20 protein-coding genes are annotated in these 22,939 nt (G+C 65.1%); 5 read left to right on the plus strand and 15 right to left on the minus strand.

Translation table 11 applies throughout. The annotated features are described in order from the left end of the window. Positions 1-88 precede the first annotated feature (88 nt). Together OKW30_RS16630 and OKW30_RS16635 are read left to right on the plus strand one after the other, a co-directional pair. Positions 89-1,666, plus strand: coding sequence for a S41 family peptidase (locus OKW30_RS16630; RefSeq protein WP_187628756.1), 1,578 nt, complete (start codon positions 89-91; stop codon positions 1,664-1,666). Positions 1,667-1,901: 235 nt separating this feature from the next. Next, positions 1,902-2,660 carry a HesA/MoeB/ThiF family protein gene (locus tag OKW30_RS16635; RefSeq protein WP_184054036.1) on the plus strand — a complete coding sequence of 253 codons (759 nt, stop codon included), beginning with the start codon at positions 1,902-1,904 and terminating at the stop codon, positions 2,658-2,660. Between the two features lie 100 nt (positions 2,661-2,760). On the opposite strand, the gene ptsP is transcribed toward OKW30_RS16635, so the two are convergent. The 7 genes from ptsP to OKW30_RS16670 all read right to left on the minus strand — a co-directional run bounded on the left by ptsP (position 2,761) and on the right by OKW30_RS16670 (position 10,534). After that, positions 2,761-4,503, minus strand: a complete 1,743-nt coding sequence (ptsP, locus tag OKW30_RS16640) for a phosphoenolpyruvate--protein phosphotransferase (RefSeq protein ID WP_090805570.1) — start codon at positions 4,501-4,503, stop codon at positions 2,761-2,763. A gap of 370 nt (positions 4,504-4,873) precedes the next feature. Then, complete coding sequence (locus OKW30_RS16645) at positions 4,874-5,143, minus strand: HPr family phosphocarrier protein (RefSeq protein ID WP_184066964.1); 270 nt, start codon at positions 5,141-5,143, stop codon at positions 4,874-4,876. Between the two features lie 124 nt (positions 5,144-5,267). After that, positions 5,268-5,795, minus strand: a complete 528-nt coding sequence (locus OKW30_RS16650) for a PTS sugar transporter subunit IIA (protein ID WP_184062563.1) — start codon at positions 5,793-5,795, stop codon at positions 5,268-5,270. Between the two features lie 243 nt (positions 5,796-6,038). Next, positions 6,039-6,995 (minus strand): glutathione synthase, encoded by a 957-nt coding sequence (gshB, locus tag OKW30_RS16655; protein ID WP_429347128.1) that lies wholly within the window; start codon positions 6,993-6,995, stop codon positions 6,039-6,041. Between the two features lie 103 nt (positions 6,996-7,098). Beyond that, entirely contained in the window at positions 7,099-8,388 is a 1,290-nt protein-coding gene (gshA, locus tag OKW30_RS16660; protein ID WP_018434736.1) for a glutamate--cysteine ligase, read from the minus strand. 252 nt (positions 8,389-8,640) lie between these two features. After that, entirely contained in the window at positions 8,641-10,149 is a 1,509-nt protein-coding gene (locus OKW30_RS16665; protein WP_429347129.1) for an ammonium transporter, read from the minus strand. 46 nt (positions 10,150-10,195) lie between these two features. After that, the gene (locus OKW30_RS16670; protein WP_013088261.1) at positions 10,196-10,534 is read right to left on the minus strand and encodes a P-II family nitrogen regulator; all 339 of its coding nucleotides are present in this window, start codon (positions 10,532-10,534) and stop codon (positions 10,196-10,198) included. 389 nt (positions 10,535-10,923) lie between these two features. Between OKW30_RS16670 and OKW30_RS16675 the strand changes: the two genes are divergently transcribed. Continuing rightward, positions 10,924-11,178, plus strand: coding sequence for an accessory factor UbiK family protein (locus OKW30_RS16675; protein ID WP_026228952.1), 255 nt, complete (start codon positions 10,924-10,926; stop codon positions 11,176-11,178). A 120-nt stretch (positions 11,179-11,298) separates the two neighbouring features. Next, positions 11,299-12,909, plus strand: coding sequence for a YifB family Mg chelatase-like AAA ATPase (locus OKW30_RS16680; RefSeq protein ID WP_184068570.1), 1,611 nt, complete (start codon positions 11,299-11,301; stop codon positions 12,907-12,909). Between the two features lie 332 nt (positions 12,910-13,241). Here the strand turns inward: OKW30_RS16680 and OKW30_RS16685 are convergent, their stop codons facing one another. Next, entirely contained in the window at positions 13,242-13,925 is a 684-nt protein-coding gene (locus OKW30_RS16685; protein ID WP_429347130.1) for a hypothetical protein, read from the minus strand. A gap of 203 nt (positions 13,926-14,128) precedes the next feature. Between OKW30_RS16685 and OKW30_RS16690 the strand changes: the two genes are divergently transcribed. Then, positions 14,129-14,665 (plus strand): TlpA disulfide reductase family protein, encoded by a 537-nt coding sequence (locus tag OKW30_RS16690; RefSeq protein ID WP_184026536.1) that lies wholly within the window; start codon positions 14,129-14,131, stop codon positions 14,663-14,665. Positions 14,666-14,724: 59 nt separating this feature from the next. Here the strand turns inward: OKW30_RS16690 and OKW30_RS16695 are convergent, their stop codons facing one another. The 7 genes from OKW30_RS16695 to OKW30_RS16725 form a co-directional block, all read right to left on the minus strand. Then, a complete protein-coding gene (locus OKW30_RS16695; RefSeq protein ID WP_429347131.1) occupies positions 14,725-16,074 on the minus strand; it encodes a sigma-54-dependent transcriptional regulator in 1,350 nt (449 codons plus the stop codon). 31 nt (positions 16,075-16,105) lie between these two features. After that, entirely contained in the window at positions 16,106-18,124 is a 2,019-nt protein-coding gene (locus tag OKW30_RS16700) for a sensor histidine kinase (protein WP_429347132.1), read from the minus strand. A gap of 45 nt (positions 18,125-18,169) precedes the next feature. Further along, positions 18,170-19,450, minus strand: a complete 1,281-nt coding sequence (locus OKW30_RS16705; RefSeq protein WP_187618062.1) for a dicarboxylate/amino acid:cation symporter — start codon at positions 19,448-19,450, stop codon at positions 18,170-18,172. A gap of 376 nt (positions 19,451-19,826) precedes the next feature. Further along, positions 19,827-20,579: a glycerophosphodiester phosphodiesterase gene (gene ugpQ / locus OKW30_RS16710; protein ID WP_429347133.1), complete on the minus strand. Its 753-nt coding sequence runs from the start codon at positions 20,577-20,579 to the stop codon at positions 19,827-19,829. A gap of 111 nt (positions 20,580-20,690) precedes the next feature. Continuing rightward, complete coding sequence (gene lipA, locus OKW30_RS16715) at positions 20,691-21,698, minus strand: lipoyl synthase (protein ID WP_184068587.1); 1,008 nt, start codon at positions 21,696-21,698, stop codon at positions 20,691-20,693. A 13-nt stretch (positions 21,699-21,711) separates the two neighbouring features. Then, positions 21,712-22,437: a lipoyl(octanoyl) transferase LipB gene (lipB, locus tag OKW30_RS16720; RefSeq protein WP_429347134.1), complete on the minus strand. Its 726-nt coding sequence runs from the start codon at positions 22,435-22,437 to the stop codon at positions 21,712-21,714. Positions 22,438-22,556: 119 nt separating this feature from the next. Continuing rightward, a complete protein-coding gene (locus OKW30_RS16725; protein ID WP_184002639.1) occupies positions 22,557-22,883 on the minus strand; it encodes a DUF2917 domain-containing protein in 327 nt (108 codons plus the stop codon). Positions 22,884-22,939 lie beyond the last annotated feature (56 nt).

Below are 22,939 nucleotides of genomic sequence, written 5' to 3' on the forward strand. Positions count from 1 at the left end.
CCGCGCCCTGAGCAGGCGGGTGTGCAGTTATACTTGTCCGTCCAATCTTTATCGACGCTGCCAAGCGCTTCCGACCGCAACAGACTCTATGCGAAAGAACCTGAAAAATATCGGCCTGATTGCCGCGGGCCTTGCTACCGGTGTCTTTGCCACCCTGCAATACTCCGCCTCGGCCCAGCAACCCGCTAGCGCTGCGGTCGCCCCGCTGCCGCTAGACCAGCTCAGGCTTTTCGCCGAAGTGTTCGGGCAGATCAAGCACGAATACGTCGAACCGGTCGACGACAAGAAGCTGCTCACCGCCGCGATAAAGGGCATGGTGTCCAGCCTCGACCCGCACTCGTCGTACCTCGACAAGACCGACTACGAAGAGCTGCAGGAGCAGACCAAGGGCCGCTTCGCGGGCCTCGGCATCGAAATTTCGTCGGAAGACGGCCTGATCAAGGTGATTTCGCCAATCGAAGACACGCCCGCGTTCCGCGCCGGCATCCGTCCGGGCGACCTGATCACGCGCATCAACGACAAGCCCGTGCGCGGCATGACGCTCGACCAGGCGGTCAAGCAGATGCGCGGCGACCCGGGCACCAAGGTCACGCTGACCATCTTCCGCAAGACCGACGACCGCACGTTCCCGCTCACCGTCACGCGCGCGATCATCAAGGTGCAGTCGGTGAAGGGCAAGATCATCGCGCCGGGCTTCGCGTACGTGCGCATCACGAGCTTCCAGGAACGCACCACGCCTGACCTCGCGGCCAAGCTGCAGGATCTCGCGCGCCAGGAGCCGAACCTGAAGGGCCTCATCCTCGACCTGCGCAACAACGGCGGCGGTCTGCTGCAAAGCGCGGTCGGCGTCGCGGGCGCGTTCCTGCCGCCGAATTCGGTGGTGGTGTCGACCAACGGCCAGATTCCGGATTCGAAGCAGATCTATCGCGACACCTACGATAACTACCGTCTGCAATCGTTCGACAGCGATCCGCTCAAGGACGTCCCGGCCATCTTCAAGACCGTGCCCATGATCGTGCTGACCAACGCGTACTCGGCGTCGGCGTCGGAAATCGTCGCGGGCGCGCTGCAGGATCAGCACCGCGCGCTGATTCTCGGCAAGACCACGTTCGGCAAGGGTTCGGTGCAAACCGTGCGCCCCCTGACGGCCGACACCGCACTGCGCCTCACCACCGCGTATTACTACACGCCGAGCGGCCGTTCGATCCAGAACAAGGGCATCCGCCCCGACATTCCGGTCGATCAGTACGCGGACGGCGATCCGGACGACGCGCTCGTGACCCGCGAAGTCGACTACTCGAATCACCTCGCGAACACGCAGGACCCGAACGAGAAGAAGGAAGCGGAGCAGCGCGAGCAGGAGCGCATGGAGCAACTGCGTCAGCTCGAAGAGCAGAACGACAAGAAGACGCCGGAACAGCGCCAGAAGGAGCGCGAACGCAAGCCGGTCGAGTTCGGTTCGGCTGACGACTTCATGCTGCAACAGGCAGTCGACAAACTCGAAGGCAAGCCGGTTCAGGAATCGAAGTCGTTGATGGAACGCCGTCTCGCGCAGAACAAGCCGGACACGTCGGCCTCCGCGCCGGTCGCGGTGAAGCCGACGCAACCGGTGCCGGGCGCATCGGGACCGGCGCCGGCTTCGGCACCGGTTCCCGCTGGCAAGTAAGCTGACCAACAGGCAGCGAACCCCGCGCGTGTCTTCGCAGCACGATAGTCTGCGAAGACACGCGGCAACAGTTTCAGCAAAAGCCGCCGCCTAACCGGTGGCGCATCACGGCAGGCCGCAACCGCCACCCTCCCCGCGCGATTAAAATAACAGCCACGAATGCGCGCCGCGGCCCCTCGGCCTGTCTCTCCTTGCGCGACACAGCGACATAGCGACACACCCCACGCGCCCCGCCATGAATGACGATCAACTCCTTCGCTACTCCCGCCACATCCTCGTCGATGAAATCGGCATCGAGGCGCAGCAGCGTTTTATCGACGCCCACGCGATCATCGTCGGCGCGGGCGGGCTCGGTTCGCCAGCCGCGCTGTATCTCGCGGCGGCGGGCGTCGGCCGTCTGACGCTCGTCGATGCCGATACCGTCGACCTGACTAATCTACAACGACAGATCCTGCACGTGAGCGCGTCGGTTGGACGTAGGAAGGTCGAGTCCGGGCGCGACATGCTCGCGCGGATCAATCCCGAGGTCGTCGTCAACGCGGTGGCCGAGCGCGTCGACGATGCGTGGCTCGACCGCGAGGTGCCGCACGCGAGTGTCGTGCTCGATTGCACCGACAACTTCGCGACGCGTCACGCGATCAACCGCGCGTGCGTCAAGCATCGCGTGCCGCTCGTGTCGGGAGCGGCGCTGCGCTTCGACGGCCAGATCAGCACTTTCGATTTCCGCGATGAAGCGTCGCCGTGCTACGCGTGCGTGTTTCCCGAAGACCAGCCGTTCGAAGAAGTCGCATGCTCGACGATGGGCGTGTTCGCGCCGACGGTCGGCATCATCGGTTCGATGCAGGCTGCCGAAGCGCTGAAGGTGATCGGCGCAATCGGCACGCCGCTCGTGGGCCGCCTGACGATGCTCGATTCGCTGCGGATGGAATGGAACACGATGCGCATCGGACGTCAGCCGGATTGTCCGGTGTGCGGCCACGCGCACGGGTCTTGAGGCGGTTCTGCACTGCCCGTTCGCTTGACGCCGAAATAGCAGAACGCCGCACATGTGCGGCGTTTTTTCGTTCAACGAGGCAAGACGATGCGCGTCAGATTCAAACCAACGCGACCCGCTTGAGCGCCGCCTGCACCTCCTCCGGCTCGAACGAAGCCAGCACGTCGGCAACGGGCTTTTCGAGCGTCTTCAGATGCGAGCGCAGCACCTCCTGCTTGACCTCGAGCAGTTGGCTCGGATGCATCGAAAACTCGGTCAGACCCATGCCGAGCAGCAGACGCGTCAACGCCGGATCGCCCGCCATCTCACCGCACACCGACACGGGCACGCCCGCGCGCTTCGCCTCGCGCAGCGTGAACGCGATCAGATGCAGCACGGCCGGATGCAGCGGGTCGTACAGATGCGCGACCGCGTTGTCCGCGCGATCGATCGCGAGCGTGTACTGAATCAGATCGTTGGTGCCGATCGACAGGAAATCGAGCCGCTTCAGAAACAGCGGCAACGCGATCGCGGCGGCCGGGATCTCGATCATCGCGCCCACCTGCACGTTCGGATCGTAAGCGATACCCGCGTCGTCGAGTTGACGCTTCGCTTCGCGGATCAGATCGAGCGTCTGGTCGATTTCCTGCGCGTGCGCGAGCATCGGGATCAGGATCTTCACCCTGCCGAACGCCGACGCGCGCAGGATCGCGCGCAACTGCGTGAGGAACATCTGCGGCTCGGACAGGCTCCAGCGAATCGCGCGCAAACCGAGCGCCGGATTCGCGGCGGTCTCGTAGCCGTCGCCGCCCATCGAATCGAGCGGCTTGTCGGCGCCGACGTCGATCGTGCGGATCGTGACCGGCAAGCCGTTCATCAGTTCGACCGCGCGACGATACGCGCTGAACTGCGCCTCCTCTTCGGGCATCCGGTGCTTGTGATTCATGAACAGAAACTCGGTGCGGAACAGACCCACGCCGGTCGCGCCCGATTCGACCGCCGCGCGCGCGTCGTCCGGCAACTCGATGTTCGCGCACAGTTCGATGCGCGTGCCGCACAGCGTTTGCGTCGGCGAGAACTTGAGCCGTTGCAGCTTGCGCTGCTCGAGCTCCTTCTCGCTTTGCCGGTACGAGTATTCCTCGAGCACGATCGGCGCGGGATCGACGATCACGATGCCGTGGTCGCCATCGACGATGATCAGATCGTCCTGGCGGATCAGCGCGCTCGCATGCTGCACGCCGACCGCGGCCGGAATGCCGAGGCTGCGCGCGACGATCGCGGTATGCGACGTGCGCCCGCCCAGATCGGTGACGAAGCCCTGGAACGTCTGCGTCTTGAACTGCATCATGTCGGCCGGCGCGATGTCGTGCGCGACCACGATCATCTCGTCGCACGCGCCATGCACGTTGCCGACGATGCCCGGCGCGCCCGCGAGCGCCTTCAGCACGCGCTCGACGACCTGCTCGATATCGGCCTTGCGCTCGCGCAGGTATTCGTCTTCGATAGTGTCGAAATGGCGCGACAGTCTTTCGAGCTGTTCGGTCAGCGCCCATTCCACGTTGTAGCGGCGCGTGCGGATCAGGTCGATGGTTTCCTGAACGAGCATGACGTCGTTCAGGATCATCGTGTGAACGTCGATGAACGCGCCCATTTCGCTCGGGGCATCCGCGGCAAGATCGGCGCGCAATACGTTGAGTTCTTCATGCACGCGCTGCTGAGCCGCGCGAAAACGCCCGACCTCCCCTTCGATCTGGGGCGGTTCGATCAGATAGTGGTCTACGTCGAGTGCTGCCGGGGCGATCAGATAGGCCCGCCCGATGGCGATACCGCGTGACACGGGAATTCCATGCAGCGTGAATGACACGCGCACCTCCTCTAGTTGTGTAATGCCGCGGCAAACCGCTGCAATGCTCTCAGACTGTACTAGGCATTATAAATTCCGCGCCTTTTTGAAGTGTGTCAGCGGTGTGTGCAGCGCAGCACGGATTATCGCAATGAGGTGCCCTCGTACCCGGCGAAGCTTCGCTTTATACACGTCGCGCAAAACATATGGTTTAAACATTGAAAACGCATGTCGTCTTACGCACTCTTCCCGATGGCTTTCGCGCCGCTTCTAGATCCCTTTAATGTCGATTAACGGCGCGCCTCTTCTGATATTCAGATGTCGGCGGCGAAAAAAAACCGCGGACTGAGCCGCGGCATTTTCGGGTTTGTCGAACGCAAAGCGCGCGGCTTTATTGACCTTCGCCAAATTTATCGGCGATCAGTTTCAAGAGCGCGTCCATCGCGTCCTGTTCGTCGGCGCCTTCCGTTTCGATCAGCACGGTACTGCCGATGCCCGCGGCCAGCATCATCACGCCCATGATGCTCTTCGCGTTGATACGACGGCCATTGCGGCTCATCCAGATTTCCGCCTGGTAGTTGCCCGCGAGTTGCGTCAACTTGGCCGACGCGCGCGCGTGCAGCCCCAGCTTGTTCACAATTGTGGTTTCCTGTTGCAGCATGTGATGGTCCGAAGCGCGGGTGAATGAAATGGTGAAACGTGTTACTGCAAAGCGGCTTCAATGCGATCGGCACCGTTGCGAAACCGCTTGAATCCGTCGAAGCTTGCCTGCGAACCAGCCCGGCTTACAGGCCGGTCGCGTCCGTCTTTTGCGTCAGATCGGCATCGGCCGGCAAAGCGGGAACACAGTCGGCGGCCGCCGCGTCAGGCGGCAGCGCCGGCAGGCACTCGGCAGCGCACACTGGCGGCGTGACCGGTGTCGGCATCGCCGGTCCGATCGCGTGCACGCCCTTGGTCGCACCGGCGAGCGCCTTGTCGACGAGCGTGTCGAGCGGCGTCGCGCGATAGCAGACCGCGCGCACCAGCATCGGCAGATTGACGCCGCACAGCACACGCACGTCCGGCACGGTGGCGAGCCGGCCCGCGATGTTGGCCGGCGTCGCGCCGAACATGTCGGTCAGCACGAGCGCGCCGTTCTCTTCCTTCAGCCGCACGACTTCCGAATTCGCGAACGCGACGACCTGCGCAGGATCGCAATCCGGCGACACGTCGATCACGCCGATACGCGCCGGCAAACCGCCATAGATGTGGGAAATGCAATCGCGCAACGCGGTGGCGAATGGAGCGTGCGCAATGATCAGAATGCCTGCCATGTCAGCCTTACTGCAAAAGAACGGCCCCAAACCGTGGACCGGGACTCGAGCCCGGTTCGCCATCGCCCCGGACCGGCCGTGGGTCGCGAGGGCGGGAATGCATCGTCGGGCGAGCGGGCATTGTAGCAGCCTCATTTTCGCGCCAACCCCGACGCCACGCCTGATGCGGATTTACTACACAGATTGGGGGTGCAGCCGGGCAATCAAGGCCACTGCGTCGGCGCGCCACGCGAGCGCCCCGCGTCAGCCGACCGCGCGCTCCAGCGCGTCGACGAACATCGCGGCGACGTCGAAGCCGGTCTGGTCCATGATCTCGCGGAAACACGTGGGGCTCGTGACGTTGACTTCGGTGAGCCAGTCGCCGATCGCATCGAGTCCGACCAGCAGCAGGCCGCGCGCCGCCAGCACCGGCGCGAGCGTATCGGCGATCTTGCGATCCTGCTCGCTGAGCGGCCGCGCGACGCCCAGTCCGCCGGCCGCCAGATTGCCGCGCACCTCATTACCCTGAGGAATGCGCGCGAGCGAGTACGGCACCGCTTCGCCGCCGATCAGCAGGATGCGCTTGTCACCTTCCTTGATCTCGGGGATGAATTTCTGCGCCATCACCGAGCGCGCGCCGTCGTGGCTCAGCATTTCGACGATCGAGCCGAGGTTCATGCCGTCCGCCTTCACGCGGAATACGCCCATGCCGCCCATGCCGTCGAGCGGCTTCAGGATCACGTCGCCGTGCTGTTCGTGGAACGCGCGCAGACGCGCCGGGTCGCGAGTGACCAGCGTCGGCGCGACGAACTGCGCGAACTCGCCGATTGCGAGCTTCTCCGAATGATCGCGGATCGCCTGCGGTTTGTTGAAGATGCGTGCGCCGCCACGCTCGGCCAGTTCGAGCAGCCAGGTCGACGTCACGTATTCCATGTCGAACGGCGGGTCCTTGCGCATCACGACCGCGCCGAAGCTCGCGAGCGCGCGCGGCGTGGCGGGATCGGCGGCAAACCAGACATCACGATGCAGATCCGTGGTATCGCCGACGATCGCAATGCGCTGCACGTTCGCCTCGACATCGCCGCCCGTCCACGCCAGATGCTTCGGCTCGCAGGTGTACACCGTGTGACCGCGCCGCGCCGCTTCGGCCATCATCGCGTAGGTCGTGTCTTTGTAGATCTTGAAATGGCTGAGCGGATCGGCGATGAAAAGAATGTCCATGAAAGTCCCGGTGCGCCCTGAGGGGCGTGACATTGTTCGTCAATATAGTCTTTGAAGACGGCGATGGCGGCACGCATGCCGCCATCCTGCCGCGCGAGGCGGCTTAGACCTGGATCGCTTCAGGATCGGTCTTTTCGAGTTCGACCGATGCGGCCAGCAACCCGAGCCGCGCCACCACGCCATACATATAGAAGCGGTTCGGCGGCGCCGCGCCGGGCTTCGCGTGCGCATCGGGCAGCGCCGTGTGTTCGAAGCCGAGCGGCACGAAGTGCATGCCCGGCGCGTTCAGGTTCTGGTCGCGCTCGCGGCTGCCGTGCACGCGATAGAAGCCGCCCACCACATAGCGGTCGATCATGTAGACGACCGGCTCGGCGACTTCCTCGCCGATGCGCTCGAACGTGTAGACGCCTTCCTGCACGATCACGTCGTGCACTTCGAGGCCGTCTTTGGTCGCGGCCATGCGCGTGCGTTCGCGCTTCGTCAGCGCGGCGACTTCCGACGCGTCGTGCACGGTCATCACGCCCATGCCGTAGGTGCCCGCATCGGACTTGATCACGACATACGGTTTTTCGGAGATGCCGTACTCGCGATACTTGCGCGCGATCTTCTTCAGCACGCCGTCGATCGCATCGGCAAGGGCTTCCTCGCCGGTGCGCTGCTGGAAGTCGACGCCCTCGACGTGCGCGAAATACGGATTGATCATCCACGGATCGATCTCGACCATCTTCGCGAACTTCTTCGCGACGTCGTCATAGCACGAGAAATGCGTCGACTTGCGACGCACCGCCCAGCCAGCATGCAGCGGCGGCAGCAGGTACTGCTCGTGCAGGTTTTCGAGCACGGGCGGAATACCGCCGGACAAATCGTTGTTCAGCAGGATCGAGCACGGGTCGAAGTTCTTCAGACCAAGGCGCCGCTGCGAGCGCTCGAGCGGTTCGAGCACCAGCTTCTGGCCGTCCGACAGCGCAATCGTGACCGGGCCGTTGATGGTTTCGTCGAGCGTGCCGAAGCGTACGTTCAGACCCGCCTGGCGCATGATCGACGCAAGCCGGGCGACGTTTTCGAGGTAGAACGCGTTGCGGGTGTGACGCTCGGGAATGACGAGCAGATTCTTCGCGTCCGGGCAGATCTTTTCGATCGAGGCCATCGCGGCCTGCACCGCGAGCGGCAGCACTTCCTGCGGCAGATTGTTGAACGCGCCGGGAAACAGATTGGTGTCGACCGGCGCGAGCTTGAAGCCCGCGTTACGCAGATCGACGGAACAGTAGAACGGTGGCGTGTGCTCCTGCCATTCGAGCCGGAACCAGCGTTCGATAGCGGGCGTGGCGTCGAGGATCTTCCGCTCGAGGTCGAGCAGCGGGCCGTTTAACGCCGTAACTAGGTGCGGAACCATTGATCACTCGCAGACTGGAGAAAAAAGATTGTAGAGCAAATGCTTTGTCCATTTGGGGACGGTTTCTCCATTCGCAAGCAGACTCGAATGCATTCTCCCTATCTCGATGATAGGCGCGGAAAATCGCCGTTCGCAACCCGATCAGCAAGAAAAAAGCCCGCCATGAAGGCGGGCGAAATTGCTGCGCTTGCTTAACCATTTTTTCTTACTGACGGGCCCGCGAGCGCGGGCCGAACCGGGACAGGTTCTCCGTTATTCGACTTTCTCGCCGTGCAGGCTCACGTCGAGGCCTTCGCGCTCCTGCTCTTCGGTCACGCGGATGCCCATCACCAGGTCGATGATCTTCAGCAGCACGAAGCTCACCACGCCGCTGTAGATCAGCGTCGTCAGCACGCCCTTCGCCTGCAGGATCACGCTGCCGTCCGAGCCGCTGATGTCCTTGACCGCGAACACGCCCGTCAGCAGCGCACCGATGATCCCGCCGATGCAGTGCACGCCGAACGCGTCGAGCGAATCGTCGTACCCGAACTTGTGCTTGAGCCACGTGGCCGCCCAGAAGCAGACCACACCCGCGACGATACCGATCACGAGCGCGCCGAGCGTGCCGACGAAGCCCGACGCCGGCGTAATCGCCACCAGACCCGCGACCGCGCCCGACACGATACCGAGCACCGACGGCTTGCCCTTGGCCGCCCATTCGGCGAACATCCACGCGAGCGCCGCCGCGGCGGTCGCCACCTGCGTCGCGAACATCGCGAAGCCGGCACGGCCATCCGCTGCCACGGCCGAACCCGCGTTGAAGCCGAACCAGCCGACCCACAGCATCGCGCCACCGATCAGCGTGAGCGTCAGGTTGTGCGGCGCCATCGCTTCCTTGCCATAGCCGACGCGCTTGCCGAGCACCAGACAGCAGACCAGACCCGCGATACCGGCGTTGATGTGCACCACCGTGCCGCCCGCGAAGTCGAGGATGCCCGCGCTAGCCAGCCAGCCGCTCGGCTCCCACACCATGTGCGCGATCGGCGAGTAGACGATGATCGACCACAGCGTCATGAACACCAGCATCGCCGAGAACTTCATGCGGTCCGCGAAGGCACCGGTGATCAGCGCCGGCGTGATGATCGCGAAGGTCATCTGATAGACGAAGTAGACCGTCTCGGGGATCGTCGGCGCGAGGTGGCTGACGGTCAGCGTCGTGGCCTTGTCGCCCTTGATGTAGTTCATGCCCGTCATGAACACGCGCGAGAAGCCGCCGATGAACGAGCTACCAGGCGTGAACGCGAGGCTGTAGCCGACCACGGTCCAGACGATCGTCACGACACAGGTGATCGCGAAGCTTTGCATCAGCGTCGCGAGCACGTTCTTCTTGCGGACCATGCCGCCGTAGAACAGCGCGAGACCCGGGATCGTCATGAACAGCACCAGCGCGGTGGAGGTCAGCATCCACGCGGTGTCGCCGGAGTTGATCTTCGATGAATCGACCGAGAACGGCGCGGTCGGGGTGGCCGGCGCGGCCGCGGCGGCGGCCGATGCATCGGCGGCGGCCGGTGCGCTTGCGGCCGGCGCGGCGGACGCATCGGCGGCGGGAGCCGAGGCCGCCGGGGCAGCGGCTGCGGCGGAGGCGTCCGGTGCGGGCGCGCTCGCCGTCGTATCGGGAGCGGAGGCGGCTGCGGGAGCGGACGCATCGTCCGCGAGGGCGGTGCCGACACCGCCCGCGAGCAGCGAGCCGGCCATCAGCAGGGACATCATTAGTTTGCGCATCTTGGTTTTCCTCTTGTCGCTATCCGTGTCGCTATGTTCTGGTCTTTTACAGTGCGTCCGCGCCGGTCTCGCCGGTGCGGATCCGAACCACCTGCTCGATCGGCGTGACGAAGATCTTGCCGTCGCCGATCTTGCCGGTACGCGCGGCGCGCTCGAGCGCCTCGATCGCCTGATCGACGATGTCGTCGGATACCGCCGCTTCGATCTTCACCTTCGGCAGAAAGTCGACGACGTATTCGGCACCCCGATACAGCTCGGTGTGGCCCTTTTGCCGTCCGAAGCCTTTGACTTCAGTCACCGTGATGCCCGACACGCCGATCGCCGACAGGGCTTCGCGCGCTTCATCCAGCTTGAACGGCTTGATGATTGCGGTAATGAGTTTCATGAAATCCTCGCTAGTTATTGCTGATCCGTTGTGCCCCGTGGCGTACCCGTGACGGCGGTCTCCTGCGCTACCGGGAAAAGCGCCCTGGCAGTGCGCGCGCGGGGCAGTAACAGCAACTCCTATGCCACGTTGTGTCGGAGCGCGCCTCGCGCGCGTGGCGCAGCGCGCCCGAGCGGCCTTGTCCGAACGGCCAGCGGCGCGGCGGGCGGTGGCGCGGCGGGGGGATCGTTGCTAGAGTGTTCGAACGTTCTGAACGCGAGGGCGCGCACCAAACACGCTCACGCGGCCGCGGCAACCAATACGTCGCGCGCACCAGGATCGCCCGCTCGCCGTAACGGGGCACGGGCGCAATGAAACATGCACACTTTTTGTGCACCAAGGGGAACACGATGAAACAACCGAACGACGTTTTTAACGACTTCCAGGCCCGCGTCAGCGATCTGTTCAAGAATTCGCCGGCCAAGGATGTCGAACGCAACGTCAAGGCAATGCTGTCGCAGGGCTTCTCGAAGCTCGATCTGGTCACGCGCGAGGAATTCGATACGCAGACCCAGGTGCTCGTGCGTACGCGCGCGCGCCTCGAAGAACTCGAACGCCGGGTCGCCGAGCTCGAACAGAAATTGCCGCTCACGCAGACGCCGTAAGCGCTGCTCGCAGCCTTCGCGCTGCGCAGTGCCGCACATCACAGGCAAGCGGGCCGTGACGTCATCAGCGTTTTAGGGGATTTGCGCGCGATGTGAGCGCGCCGTCCGACGGGAGAGAATATGTCGCTTGCCGTGGTGCGCAGCCGCGCGCCGGCCGCTGGCCGTGCGCCCGAAGTGACCGTCGAGGTTCACCTCGCCAATGGACTGCCGTCCTTTTCGATCGTCGGCCTGCCCGACCTGGAAGTGCGCGAGAGCCGTGAACGCGTGCGCGCGGCGCTGCAGAACTGCGGTTTCGATTTTCCAGTCCGCCGCATCACCGTCAACCTCGCGCCGGCCGATCTACCGAAAGAATCCGGTCGTTTCGATCTGCCGATCGCGCTCGGCATCCTCGCCGCAAGCGGGCAGATTCCCGCCGAATCGCTGCTCCATCGCGAGTTTGCCGGCGAGCTGTCGCTGACCGGCGCGCTGCGGCCGATGCGCGGCGCGTTCGCGATGGCCTGCGGCACCGCGCGCGGCGCGCTGGCGAACGCCGGCAACGCCGACGCTTCATCTGAAGCGCGTTCTGCGTTGCCCGCCCTCCTCGATCAACTAGCCGCACCGGCCTTCCATACCCCACAGCTTTACCTGCCGGCCGCGAGCGCGGCGGAAGCGGCGCTCGTGCCCGGCGTCGACGTGTTCGGCGCCGCCGATCTGCCGTCGCTATGCGCGCATCTCGCAGGCTCGCCGGACGCGCGTCTTAGTCCGGTCGCCGCGCCCGAGCACAACGAGCACGCCGCCGCCCCGTCGCCGGACATGGCCGACGTGATTGGCCAGCGCGCCGCTCGGCGCGCCCTCGAAGTCGCGGCGGCCGGCGGCCATCACGTGCTGCTGATCGGACCGCCCGGCGCCGGCAAGTCGATGCTCGCGGCACGCCTGCCCAGCTTGCTGCCGCCCATGACCGACGACGAAGCGCTCGCCTCCGCCGCGCTACTGTCCGCGAGCCGCATCGGCTTCAAGCCGTCGCAGTGGCGCCAGCGGCCGTTTCGCGCGCCGCACCATTCGTCGAGCGCGGCGGCGCTGGTCGGCGGACGCAATCCGCCGCAGCCCGGCGAGATCACGCTCGCGCATCTGGGCGTGCTTTTTCTGGACGAGCTTCCCGAATTCGATCGGGTGGTGCTCGAAACGCTGCGCGAGCCGCTCGAAGCTGGCCGCATCACGATCTCGCGCGCCGCCTGGCAAGCGGATTTCCCCGCCGCCTGCCAACTGATCGCCGCAATGAACCCGTGCCCTTGCGGCTGGCGCGGCGATCCGGGCGGGCGCTGCCGCTGTACGCCTGAAGTTGCGGCGCGCTATTTGCGGAAATTGTCGGGACCGCTGCTCGACCGCATCGACATCCAGCTCGAAATTCCAGCACTGACCGCCACCGAACTCGCGGCACGCGCCGCCACCACCGGCGAAGCAAGCGTGGCGATTGCACAGCGCGTGAGCGCTGCGCGCGAGCGGCAACTGGCCCGGCAAGGCAAGACCAACCGCGAGCTGGACGGACGCGAAGTCGACGATGTATGCCGCCCGGACGCAGCGGGCGAGGCGCTGCTGCGCGAAGCCGGCGAGCGCTTTGGCTGGTCGGCGCGGGCGTACTACCGGGTGTTGAAGGTCGCGCGCACCGTCGCGGACCTGGCTGGCGCGGCGATGCCGAGCGCCGCGCAGGTCGCCGAGGCAATCCAATACCGCCGCGCTTTTGGCTCGTTATGAGGAGAAAAAACGACTGTCAAGACTTGACTTATTCACACACGCGCGATCCTGTTAGATTTTGATACAACTCAAAAGGGCGCAGACGCGCATCTCGCTAATCTGTTGATTTCATTGTATTTTTTTAAATTCCCTACGCCTGTGAATTTTGCCGGAAGGCCCGCCTGATGGGCTTTTGCGGCCATTGAGGCCGACTTCTCAACAGAGTTATCCACAGGCTGTGCGCGCAACTCAAAAATCTCAACGTAAACCGGCAATTAGCGTACAAACCTGCGAAGGAACTTTCACTGCATTCGGCACTCTGAGGTGCGCCCGATCGGCCAAAAATACCGCATTTAGTACAGCTGGAACGACGAAAAAAACTGGTCGACCTGGTCTTGCGGCAGCGGTTGATCGGCGATGATCGCCGCCTGGTACACGTGCCGGCCGCGCGCGACGAGCCGCGCATACACCGTGCGCGTCTCGTGTTTGGCGCCCGCCGTGCCGCTCACCGTCATTTCCAGCCCCGGTATCTTGCCGCCCGCCGCCAGCGGGATTTGCGCTGGGTGAGCATCGGGCGTCGCGCCGACATTGCGCGCCAGTCCCGCGCGCAGGAAATCGAGCGCGGCACGCTGGGTCGCGTCGCTGTCGTCGGGCAGCATCACGGTGCCGACCGCAAAGACCGCATTGCCCGCTTCGGCGGTCTGCATTGCCATCTGCATCGGTGTGCCGCCGATCTGCACCGCGCGCTGATCGTTGTCCGGCTTGGCTGGGAAGTCGACCGTGTAGCCCTTGTCGTTGTTCATCACGGTGCGCCAGTCGAAGGTCGGTGAGCAGGCGCTGAGCGCGACGCCGAGCGCCAACGCGGCCGTCGCCGCGCCGATCACGGTTCGAGCGTGACCGGATCGCGTGAATGCGCGGAGAAATAGGCCCGCCGGTTGGAAGACGCCCGCACGGCGGGCGGACAATCGGCTGCTCAACGGAAAATGGCAAGAAACGCGGGCAACTAAAGAGCAGACGCGAAGAACGGTTCGGAGCATGGGACGGAAGATCGGGCTTCTCGGAGCGTAAAGCGCCATTATCCGCTGATCGACTGCCGGGCCGACGCGAAGCGCAGCCGTCCCGCCATTTCGGCGCAGCCGAACCCATTGGAGCTAGAATAGAAGAGTTGTTCAGTACCGGCCCGCGGGCCACCACACCGCCCCATTGTTCCGCGCCGCGCGCGACTCACGAGGTTCCGTCCATGAGTTCCAATTCACCGACCGCCGTCCGGCGCACGAACCCGCTTCGCTATCTGATTGCGGTGGCGGTGGCCATTGCGCTCGCCGTCGCCGGTTACTTCGCGTTTGCCGGCCAGCAGCGCGTACCCGATGCGACCTTCACGCTGCTATCGGGACAGAAGCTCACGACCGCGGACCTCAAAGGCAAGGTTTATCTGGTCAACTTCTGGGCAACGAGTTGCGACACCTGCATGAAGGAAATGCCGCAGATGGTCGAGACCTATAACCGCTTCAAGGGCCAGGGCCTCGAATTCGTCGCGGTGGCAATGAACTACGACGCGCCGATGTACGTGACCAATTACACGCAAACGCGTCAGCTGCCGTTCAAGGTCGCGATGGACGACGGCTCGGCCGCCAAGCGGTTCGGCAACGTGCAGCTCACGCCGACCACCTTCGTCGTCGATAAAGACGGCAAGATCCTGAAGCGCTATGTCGGCGAGCCGCAGTTCGCGGAACTCGACCAGTTGCTCGCGAAAGCGCTGAAGGCTGGCGCGGCTTAAGCCGGCGCAAGCAGATCCCCACGCGCCGGCGCAACCTCCCGCCGCCGGCGTCCGCCTCCTCACCGCTCCCCTTCCCCTTTGGCCGCAAGGCCATATCGCTTGATCTTCTCGTAGAGCGTCGCCTTGCCGAGCTGCAGCCGGTCCGCCGCGACCGCGACCACGCCGCCCGCCTGCTCCAACGCCTCGGCGATCATCGCGCGCTCGAACTGCTCGACACGCTCCTTCAGCGGATGGGTGGCCCCGCCGTCTTCGCCGAACGACAGCACCGGTTCGTCGGCGATGCCGAGCACGAAGCGGTCGGCGGCATTACGCAGCTCGCGCACGTTGCCCGGCCAGTCTCGCTGCATCAGACTCGCGCGTTGGCGATCGGTGAGCATCGGCGCCGGCCGCTGATAACGAACGGCCGCATCCAGCAGGAAATGCTCGAACAGCGGCACGATGTCCTCGCGACGCTCGCTCAAAGGCGGCAGCGCGATCGTCACCACGTTGAGCCGGTACAGCAGATCGCGCCGGAACGAGCCATCCGCGACGTGCTCGGCCATGTCGCCTTTTGCAGCCGCGACCACGCGGCAATTGACGCGAATCGGCTGATTCGAGCCGAGCCGTTCCAGCACGCCGTCCTGCAGCACGCGCAGCAGCTTGACCTGCAGCGCGAGCGGCATGCTCTCGATCTCGTCGAGAAACAGCGTGCCGCCCGACGCATGTTCGAGCTTGCCGATCCGCCGTTTGGCCGCGCCGGTGAACGCGCCCGGCTCGTAGCCGAACATCTCCGATTCGAACATCGGCTCGGGCAGCGCGCCGCAGTTCACCGCGATGAACGGCTTGTCACGCCGCGGCGACAGCTCGTGCAGGCTGCGCGCGATCAGCTCCTTGCCCGCGCCGGTATCACCGTTGATCAGGACGGACGCATCGGTCGGCGCGACGTTGGCGATCAGCCGCCGCACCTGCTCGATCGCCGGACTGCGGCCGATGATGCGCGGCGCGACCGCGTTCTGCCCGGCCAGCTCACGGCGCAGCGCGAGGTTTTCGAGCACGAGCGTGCGGCGCTCCAGCGCGCGCCGCACAGTTTCGATCAGCCGCTCGGACGCGAACGGCTTTTCGATGAAGTCGTAGGCGCCGTCGCGCATCGCCTGCACGGCCATCGAGATATCGCCGTGGCCGGTGACCAGAATCACCGGCACGTCGGGCGCGCGCTCGTGGCACTGCGCGAGCAGGTCGAGACCGCTCGCGCCGGGCAGCCGGATATCGCTGACGATCACGCCGGAGAAGTCCGCGCTGATCAGCTTCGCCGCGGCCTCGACCGACGCATGGCCGATTACGTCGAAGCCCGCCAGTTGCAGGCTCTGCACGCTCGCGCGGCGCACCAGTTCGTCGTCTTCGATATACAGCACTTGCAGGCCGTCGTTCATTGCGTGTTCCGGGTGATGCTTCGGGGTGAAATCAGGAGCCCGCGGTCAGCGAATCGTGCGAGGGGCTGGTCTGCACACGCGCGCGACGCAGCGTCAACACGAACGATGCGCCACCGTGCGGCGCGTTGCGCGCGACGAGCGAGCCGCCGCAATCGCGCGCGATCGACGATGAAATCGCGAGGCCAAGGCCGAGCCCCTGGCCCATTTCCTTCGTCGTGAAAAACGGTTCGAACAGGTGCGGCAACACGTCGTCGGGAATGCCGGGACCGTTGTCGCCGACCGCGATCGACAGGTTCGCGACGCCGGCCTCCACCTCGACCGTGATACGCGGCGGGTTCATGCCGGCGGTTGCGTCGAGCGCGTTGCCGAGCAGGTTGATCAGCACCTGTTCGAGCCGCAGATCGTCGCAATTCGCGACCAGCTCCGGATGATCGTCGGCGAGATTCAGCGGCGTACGCGCGCTGCCTGCCGCAGCGGCGGCGTCGGTGTCGGTGTCGGCCGCGGTATCGATCAGCACGAACTCGAGTTCGACGCCCTGCAGGCGCTTTTGCAGCAGCGCGACGACGTTGCGCAGGGCCCGCACGATCGAGGCGCGCGCGCTGCGCGGCCGCGCGCGGCCGACGAACAGCTTCAGCTGGTTCGTGATCTTGCCCATGCGCTCGGTGAGCGCCGCGATCGCTTCGAGATTCTCGCGCGCCGATGCCTGATCGCCGCGTTCGAGCAGTACGCGCGTGTTATCGGAAAAACTGCGCAGCGCGGCGAGCGGCTGGTTCAGCTCATGCGTGATGCCGGCCGCCATCTGGCCGAGCGCGGCCAGCTTGCTCGCCTGGATCAGTTCGTCTTGCGCGGCGCGCAGTTCCTGCTCGGCGCGTGTACGCTCGGCGACTTCCTTGTGCAACTGCTCGTTCGCCTCGGACAGATCGGCGGTGCGCTCGGCGACGCGCTGGTTCAGCTCGGCATAGGCCTTCTGCAGCAGCGCGCGGCTGCGCATCATTTCGCGCACACGCGCGCGCCGCATGCGCCAGTAGAACGCGAGCAGCACCAGCGACACATAGCCGAAGCCGGTGACGATGGTCGCCTTGCGCGCGTCGGCATCGACCGGATCGACCGGCGACATCGTGATCAGATGCCAGTCCGGCTCGCCCATGGCGTGACGCGACGCGAGGAAGCGCGGCGCGGAGCGCCCGCCGCCGATGCGCAGGATCTGCGCATTGCCTTCGAGCATGCGCTCGACCGTCACCGGTAGCGGCTCGATCGGCTGCTGCGCGTACTGGCGAGCCTGGTAGATCGAATTGGCGATCTGGCCGGGCAGCGGCCGAATCGTGTGGTACTTCCATGCCGGCACCGACGACAGGAAGATCACGCCATGATCGTCGGTGACGACGAGCGGCTCGGACGCGTCCACGCCCTGAAACCATTCGAGATCGAGCTTGACGACCGCCACACCGACGATCTTGCCGTCGCGCCGCACCGGCTGCGAGATGTAGTAGCCGGGCGCCTGCGAAATCGTGCCGATGCCGAAGAAGCGGCCGACGCCGCCTTTCATCGCATCGACGAAATACGGCCGGAACTGATAGCCCGCGCCGACGAAGCTGCCCGGCCCGCGCCAGTTGCTGGCGGCGATGCAGTAGCCGTCGAGCGAAATGATGTAGGTGACCGTCGCGCGCGCGTGGCGGTTCAGGTCTTCGAGATAGAGATTCGCGCGCTTGACGTTGGCGGGATTCGGATCGATCAGCACGTCCTGCACGATCGGATGCTCGGCGAGCAGATACGGCAGCGATTCGTAGCGTTCGAGCGTGCTCTTGAGCGCGCTCGCAGTGCGCTCGGCGCGCACGGCGGCGTTGCGCCGCAGCGTGTCGACACCGCGTTTCCACGCAAGGCTGTAGGTCAGCCAGCATGCCGCCGCGAGCCCGGCTGCGAGCGCGAAGAGAATCAGCAGGCGGCGGGTCACGTTGGCAAAGTCCGATCGATGTGCATCGGACATTGTGGCATAGGGCGGCAAGGCGTCGCCGGCAGACGCCTCGAAAGGTCGCGCGGACGCCGGTTTCATGCTTAAGCGTCCGCGCTGGTCACGACAGGGTTGGCGAGGCGCGACTCAAACGCCGGCCGGCTCTTTGACCGCCACCTCGCCGCGCAGCACCTTGTTCAGCTTGCTGCGATCGAGCTCCTTTTCCCAGGCCGACACGACGACCGTCGCGACGCCGTTGCCGACGATGTTCGTCAGCGCGCGGCACTCGCTCATGAACCGGTCGATGCCAAGGATCAGCACCATGCCCGACAGCGGAATCGTCGGCACCACGGCCAGCGTCGCCGCGAGCGTGATGAAGCCCGCGCCGGTCACGCCGCTCGCACCCTTCGAGGTCAGCATCGTCACCGCGAGCAGCGTCAGCTGCTGGCCCCACGTGAGGTCGGTGTTGGTCGCCTGAGCGATGAACAGCACCGCCATCGTCATGTAGATGTTGGTGCCGTCGAGGTTGAACGAGTAGCCGGTCGGCACCACGAGGCCCACCACCGAGCGCGAGCAGCCGAGCTTTTCGAGTTTCAGCATCAGCTGCGGCAGCGCGGCTTCGGACGAGCTCGTGCCGAGCACGATCAGCATCTCTTCCTTGATGTATGCGACGAAACGCAGGATGTTGAAGCCCGCCGCCCGTGCGATCGCGCCGAGCACGACCACCACGAACACGATCGAGGTCAGATAGAACGTGCCGACCAGCTTGAGCATCGGCAGCAGCGAGCCGATGCCGTACTTGCCGATCGTGAAGGCCATCGCGCCGAACGCGCCGATCGGCGCGAGCTTCGTGATGATGCGCACCATGCCGAACAGGATGTGCGAGAGCCCTTCGATGAAGTTGGTCACCGGCTTGCCCTTCTCACCCGCCGTTGCGAGCACGGCGCCGAACAGCAGCGCGATCAGCAGGATCTGCAGGATCTCACCCTGCGCGAACGCCGACAACAGCGTGTCCGGAATGATGTGCATGAAGAAGTCGACCGTCGACTGGCCGTGCGCCTTCGCGGCATACGACGCAACCGCGCGGCCGTCGAGCGAGGCCGGATCGACGTTGAAGCCGGCGCCGGGTCGCAGCAGGTGCGTGGCGGCGAGGCCGAGCACCAGCGCGAAGGTCGAGACGATTTCGAAGTACAACAGCGCCTTGCCGCCGACGCGTCCAACCTTCTTCATGTCCTCCATGCCGGCGATGCCCGTCACGACCGTGCAGAAGATGATCGGCCCGATCACCATCTTGATCAGCTTGATGAAGCCATCGCCGAGCGGCTTCATGTCGATGGCGAGGTTCGGGTAGAAATGCCCGAGTACGATGCCGATGATGATCGCCACGATCACCTGGACGTACAGCACTTTATGGATAGGTTTCTTCACGATGGTTCCTGCGAGGGATATGAGCTGATGACCCGCCGCGAGGCGCGACACGCGAACGAAACGTCGTCGCGCGGGCGCACGTTAGCGGACCGCTGCAAAGACGACGAATTCAGAAATACCGGGAAGGGAAATCGGACATTTTGTCTCCTTGCTTTTTTGTCGGGCCGTGGCGGCCACGCGCTTTCTTTTGCAAGGTCGATGCCAGTTTGATTTCAGACTGGAAGCCTTGATTTTTATGGGTTTTCCGGCACAGCTCGGCGCGCGCCGTCCGGGTTCCCGGAAATCCGGACGAGCACTGTCGGGGAATCCGGAATTCGGTGCGCGCGCGTTTGCGGGGAAACCCGCAGGGGTTTGTGCGGAGCTTGCGAGCGCACCGTCACGTCAACAGATCGATCCGGTCCGTGCAGATCATGTCGACGCCCCATTCTTCGAGCAACCGCGCGCGCGCCGGATCGTTCACCGTGTAGGCGAGCACGCGCAGCCCGGCCGCGCGGATCTGCGCGACCAGCGGTTCGCTCAGATAGCGGTGACTCGCGTGCAGCGAGACGCAGTCGAGTTCGCGCACGATGCGCAGCCAGTCCGCCGGGACCCGCTCGAACAGCATGCCGCGCGGCAGCGACGGCGCGGCATCGCGCGCGGTGGCGAGCGCGTCGAACGAAAACGACGACACCAGCGGCGGCGTCTGCCCTTGCCAAAGCTCGAGCGCGCCCCGGGCGACCAGTGCGCCGGTGATGACTTCGCGGCCCGGACACGGCTTGATCTCGATGTTCGCCGCGATGCCGTCGCGCGCGCAACGCTCGGCCGCGTCGGCCAGCGTCGGCAGCCGCGTGCCGGCGAACTCCGCGCCGCGCCGCGCGCCGGCATCCAGAGCGGCGAGTTGCTGCCATGTGTGCGTGGCCGCCGGCCCGTGGCCGTTGGTCGTGCGATCGAGCGTGTCGTCATGCAGCAGGAACAGCGCGTTGTCGGCGGACAGCTTCGCGTCGAATTCGACCATGCGATAGCCGTAGCGCACGCAGGCGTCGAAACCGGCCAAGGTGTTTTCCGGCGCAAGCGTACCGCCGCAGCGGTGCGCGATCAGCCGCGGATAAGGCCATTGTGCGGAGGTCCCGCGATCCATCGGGGTTGCCACGTGTCGTTTCCTTGCTGATAGAAGAGCGGTCTATGAAAAAAGCCCGCACATCGGCGGGCTTTTCGTTTCTGCGGGCGTGAAGCGAGGCAACAGCGGCGAGGCGCGAGCGCGTCAGACCACGCCGGCTCCATGCGCCTGCACGTCGGCGTGATAGCTCGAACGAACCATCGCGCCCACCGCGGCGTGCGTGAAGCCCATCTTGTACGCCTCTTCCTCGTACATCCTGAAGGTGTCCGGATGCACGTAAGCGCGGACCGGCAGATGATGCTCCGACGGCTGCAGGTACTGGCCGATCGTCAGCATGTCGACGTCGTGCTCGCGCAGATCGCGCATCACTTGCAGGATTTCCTCTTCGGTTTCGCCGAGGCCGACCATCAGGCCGGACTTGGTCGCGACGTGCGGATGCAGCGCCTTGAAGTCCTTCAGCAGCTTCAGCGAATGCGCGTAATCCGACCCCGGGCGCGCTTCCTTGTACAGACGCGGCACCGTTTCGAGGTTGTGGTTCATCACGTCGGGCGGCGCCGCATTCAGGATGCCGAGCGCGCGGTCGAGGCGGCCACGGAAGTCCGGCGTCAGGATTTCGATACGCGTTTGCGGCGACAGCTCGCGCGTCTGACGGATACATTCGACGAAGTGCGCCGCGCCACCGTCGCGCAGATCATCACGGTCGACGCTGGTGATCACCACGTACTTCAACTTCAGCGCAGCGATGGTGCGCGCGAGGTTGGCCGGTTCGTCGGCGTCGAGCGGATCGGGACGGCCGTGGCCGACGTCGCAGAACGGGCAGCGACGCGTGCACTTGTCGCCCATGATCATGAAGGTCGCGGTGCCCTTGCCGAAACATTCGCCGATGTTCGGGCAGCTCGCCTCTTCACACACCGTGTGAAGATTGTGCTCGCGCAGGATCTGCTTGATCTCGTAGAAGCGCGAATTGCCGGTGGCCGCCTTCACGCGGATCCAGTCCGGCTTCTTCAGCTTTTCGATCGGAACGACCTTGATCGGGATGCGCGCGGTCTTGGCTTGCGCTTTCTGCTTCGCGGTGGCGTCGTAGGCGGCGGGGGCCGGCACGCCTTCGGGCGCGGGGGTGGCTGCTGCGGAATTCGCGGTTACGTCAGTCATTCGTTCGATCCAGTCAGGCGGTGAGCGCACCGGCCTGCGGTTGGGCGACGGCCGCGGGATTGCCGTCGAGGTTTGCGGTGAGACTTGCTGCGAGGGTACGGGCCACGTCGTCCCAGCCGGCGGCGATGCCGAGCGTCGCCATGTCGACTGTTTCGAGCCCCGCGTAGCCGCATGGATTGATCGCGAGAAACGGCCGCAGGTCCATGTTCACGTTCAGACTCACGCCGTGATAGCTGCAGCCGTTGCGGATTTTCAGGCCAAGCGCCGCGATCTTGGCGCCGGCATGGAGCCCGGCGTCGGGCCCAGGCGCCACGTAGATGCCGGGGGCGCCCGCCTTGCGTTCTCCGGCGAGATTATACGCCGCGAGGGTGTCGATCACGGCCTGCTCGATCCGGGTGACCAGCTCGCGCACCATCAGCTTGCGCCGGCGCAGGTCGAGCAGCAAATAGGCGACCACCTGGCCGGGCCCGTGATACGTGATCTGCCCGCCGCGGTCGACCTTGACGAGCGGAATGTTGCTGTCTGCCGCGAGCAGGTGCGCCGGATCGCCGGCCTGGCCGAGCGTGAAGACGGGCGGATGTTCGACGATCCAGATTTCGTCGGCGGTGTCGGCGGTGCGTGCGTTGGTGAAGGCGCGCATCGCGTCGAAACTGGCTTCGTAGGGTTCGCGGCCGAGCCAGCGCAGCATGGGCGGCTCGATGGCAGGTAGAGGAGACGGAGAGACCGGGGTGGCGCACATGATTCCGGGAGTTTACCGAAATCTCGGAAACCGCGCCCGCGGCCACCGGGAACCTGCACAGCCGGGGCCGGTACCCTGCCGGCCCCGGCGTCATGCACGGCTTTTGCGCCGCGCCACCGTCAAACGGTGCGCCAGCCGCCGCGCACACGCATCATCCAGCGCTCGCCGATGCGAGCGAGCCAGTTCAGCGCGCGCTCGTCGCAGCGGGTCGGCACCGAGAACGTAACCTTCGCGAACGTGGCGCCCTCGGCGCTGAGCCAGAGCCGCTCGCCGCGCCGCAGATGCAGCGTCTGCCCGGGCTGCAGCCAGTAGTCCTTCGTGTCGTCGCTGCGCGTGACCCACACTGCGCCGCCATGCACGCGCAACTTCGTGCTGCGCGCGACCTTCAGCGGCAGCGTGTCGCCAGTGCGGATTTCATATGCAATGCTAGAGGAAATTTCTCGCATGAGGCCCTCGCCAAAAATCATTTCATGACTAGAATCCTAGGTGCAGCAAGGACTTG

It is taken from the genome of Paraburkholderia sp. Clong3 (genome assembly GCF_050436485.1).
Taxonomy (GTDB): Bacteria; Pseudomonadota; Gammaproteobacteria; order Burkholderiales; family Burkholderiaceae; genus Paraburkholderia; species Paraburkholderia tuberum.

Excerpts from the sequence above, each read along its gene's own strand:
- OKW30_RS16630 (WP_187628756.1), top strand. The coding sequence starts at position 89 with ATGCGAAAGAACCTGAAAAATATCGGCCTGATTGCCGCGGGCCTTGCT.
- OKW30_RS16635 (WP_184054036.1), top strand. The coding sequence starts at position 1,902 with ATGAATGACGATCAACTCCTTCGCTACTCCCGCCACATCCTCGTCGAT.
- OKW30_RS16645 (WP_184066964.1), bottom strand. The coding sequence starts at position 5,143 with ATGCTGCAACAGGAAACCACAATTGTGAACAAGCTGGGGCTGCACGCG.
- OKW30_RS16650 (WP_184062563.1), bottom strand. The coding sequence starts at position 5,795 with ATGGCAGGCATTCTGATCATTGCGCACGCTCCATTCGCCACCGCGTTG.
- gshB (WP_429347128.1), bottom strand. The coding sequence starts at position 6,995 with ATGGACATTCTTTTCATCGCCGATCCGCTCAGCCATTTCAAGATCTAC.
- gshA (WP_018434736.1), bottom strand. The coding sequence starts at position 8,388 with ATGGTTCCGCACCTAGTTACGGCGTTAAACGGCCCGCTGCTCGACCTC.
- OKW30_RS16665 (WP_429347129.1), bottom strand. The coding sequence starts at position 10,149 with ATGCGCAAACTAATGATGTCCCTGCTGATGGCCGGCTCGCTGCTCGCG.
- OKW30_RS16670 (WP_013088261.1), bottom strand. The coding sequence starts at position 10,534 with ATGAAACTCATTACCGCAATCATCAAGCCGTTCAAGCTGGATGAAGCG.
- OKW30_RS16675 (WP_026228952.1), top strand. The coding sequence starts at position 10,924 with ATGAAACAACCGAACGACGTTTTTAACGACTTCCAGGCCCGCGTCAGC.
- OKW30_RS16680 (WP_184068570.1), top strand. The coding sequence starts at position 11,299 with ATGTCGCTTGCCGTGGTGCGCAGCCGCGCGCCGGCCGCTGGCCGTGCG.
- OKW30_RS16685 (WP_429347130.1), bottom strand. The coding sequence starts at position 13,925 with ATGCTCCGAACCGTTCTTCGCGTCTGCTCTTTAGTTGCCCGCGTTTCT.
- OKW30_RS16690 (WP_184026536.1), top strand. The coding sequence starts at position 14,129 with ATGAGTTCCAATTCACCGACCGCCGTCCGGCGCACGAACCCGCTTCGC.
- OKW30_RS16695 (WP_429347131.1), bottom strand. The coding sequence starts at position 16,074 with ATGAACGACGGCCTGCAAGTGCTGTATATCGAAGACGACGAACTGGTG.
- OKW30_RS16700 (WP_429347132.1), bottom strand. The coding sequence starts at position 18,124 with ATGAAACCGGCGTCCGCGCGACCTTTCGAGGCGTCTGCCGGCGACGCC.
- lipA (WP_184068587.1), bottom strand. The coding sequence starts at position 21,698 with ATGACTGACGTAACCGCGAATTCCGCAGCAGCCACCCCCGCGCCCGAA.
- lipB (WP_429347134.1), bottom strand. The coding sequence starts at position 22,437 with ATGTGCGCCACCCCGGTCTCTCCGTCTCCTCTACCTGCCATCGAGCCG.
- OKW30_RS16725 (WP_184002639.1), bottom strand. The coding sequence starts at position 22,883 with ATGCGAGAAATTTCCTCTAGCATTGCATATGAAATCCGCACTGGCGAC.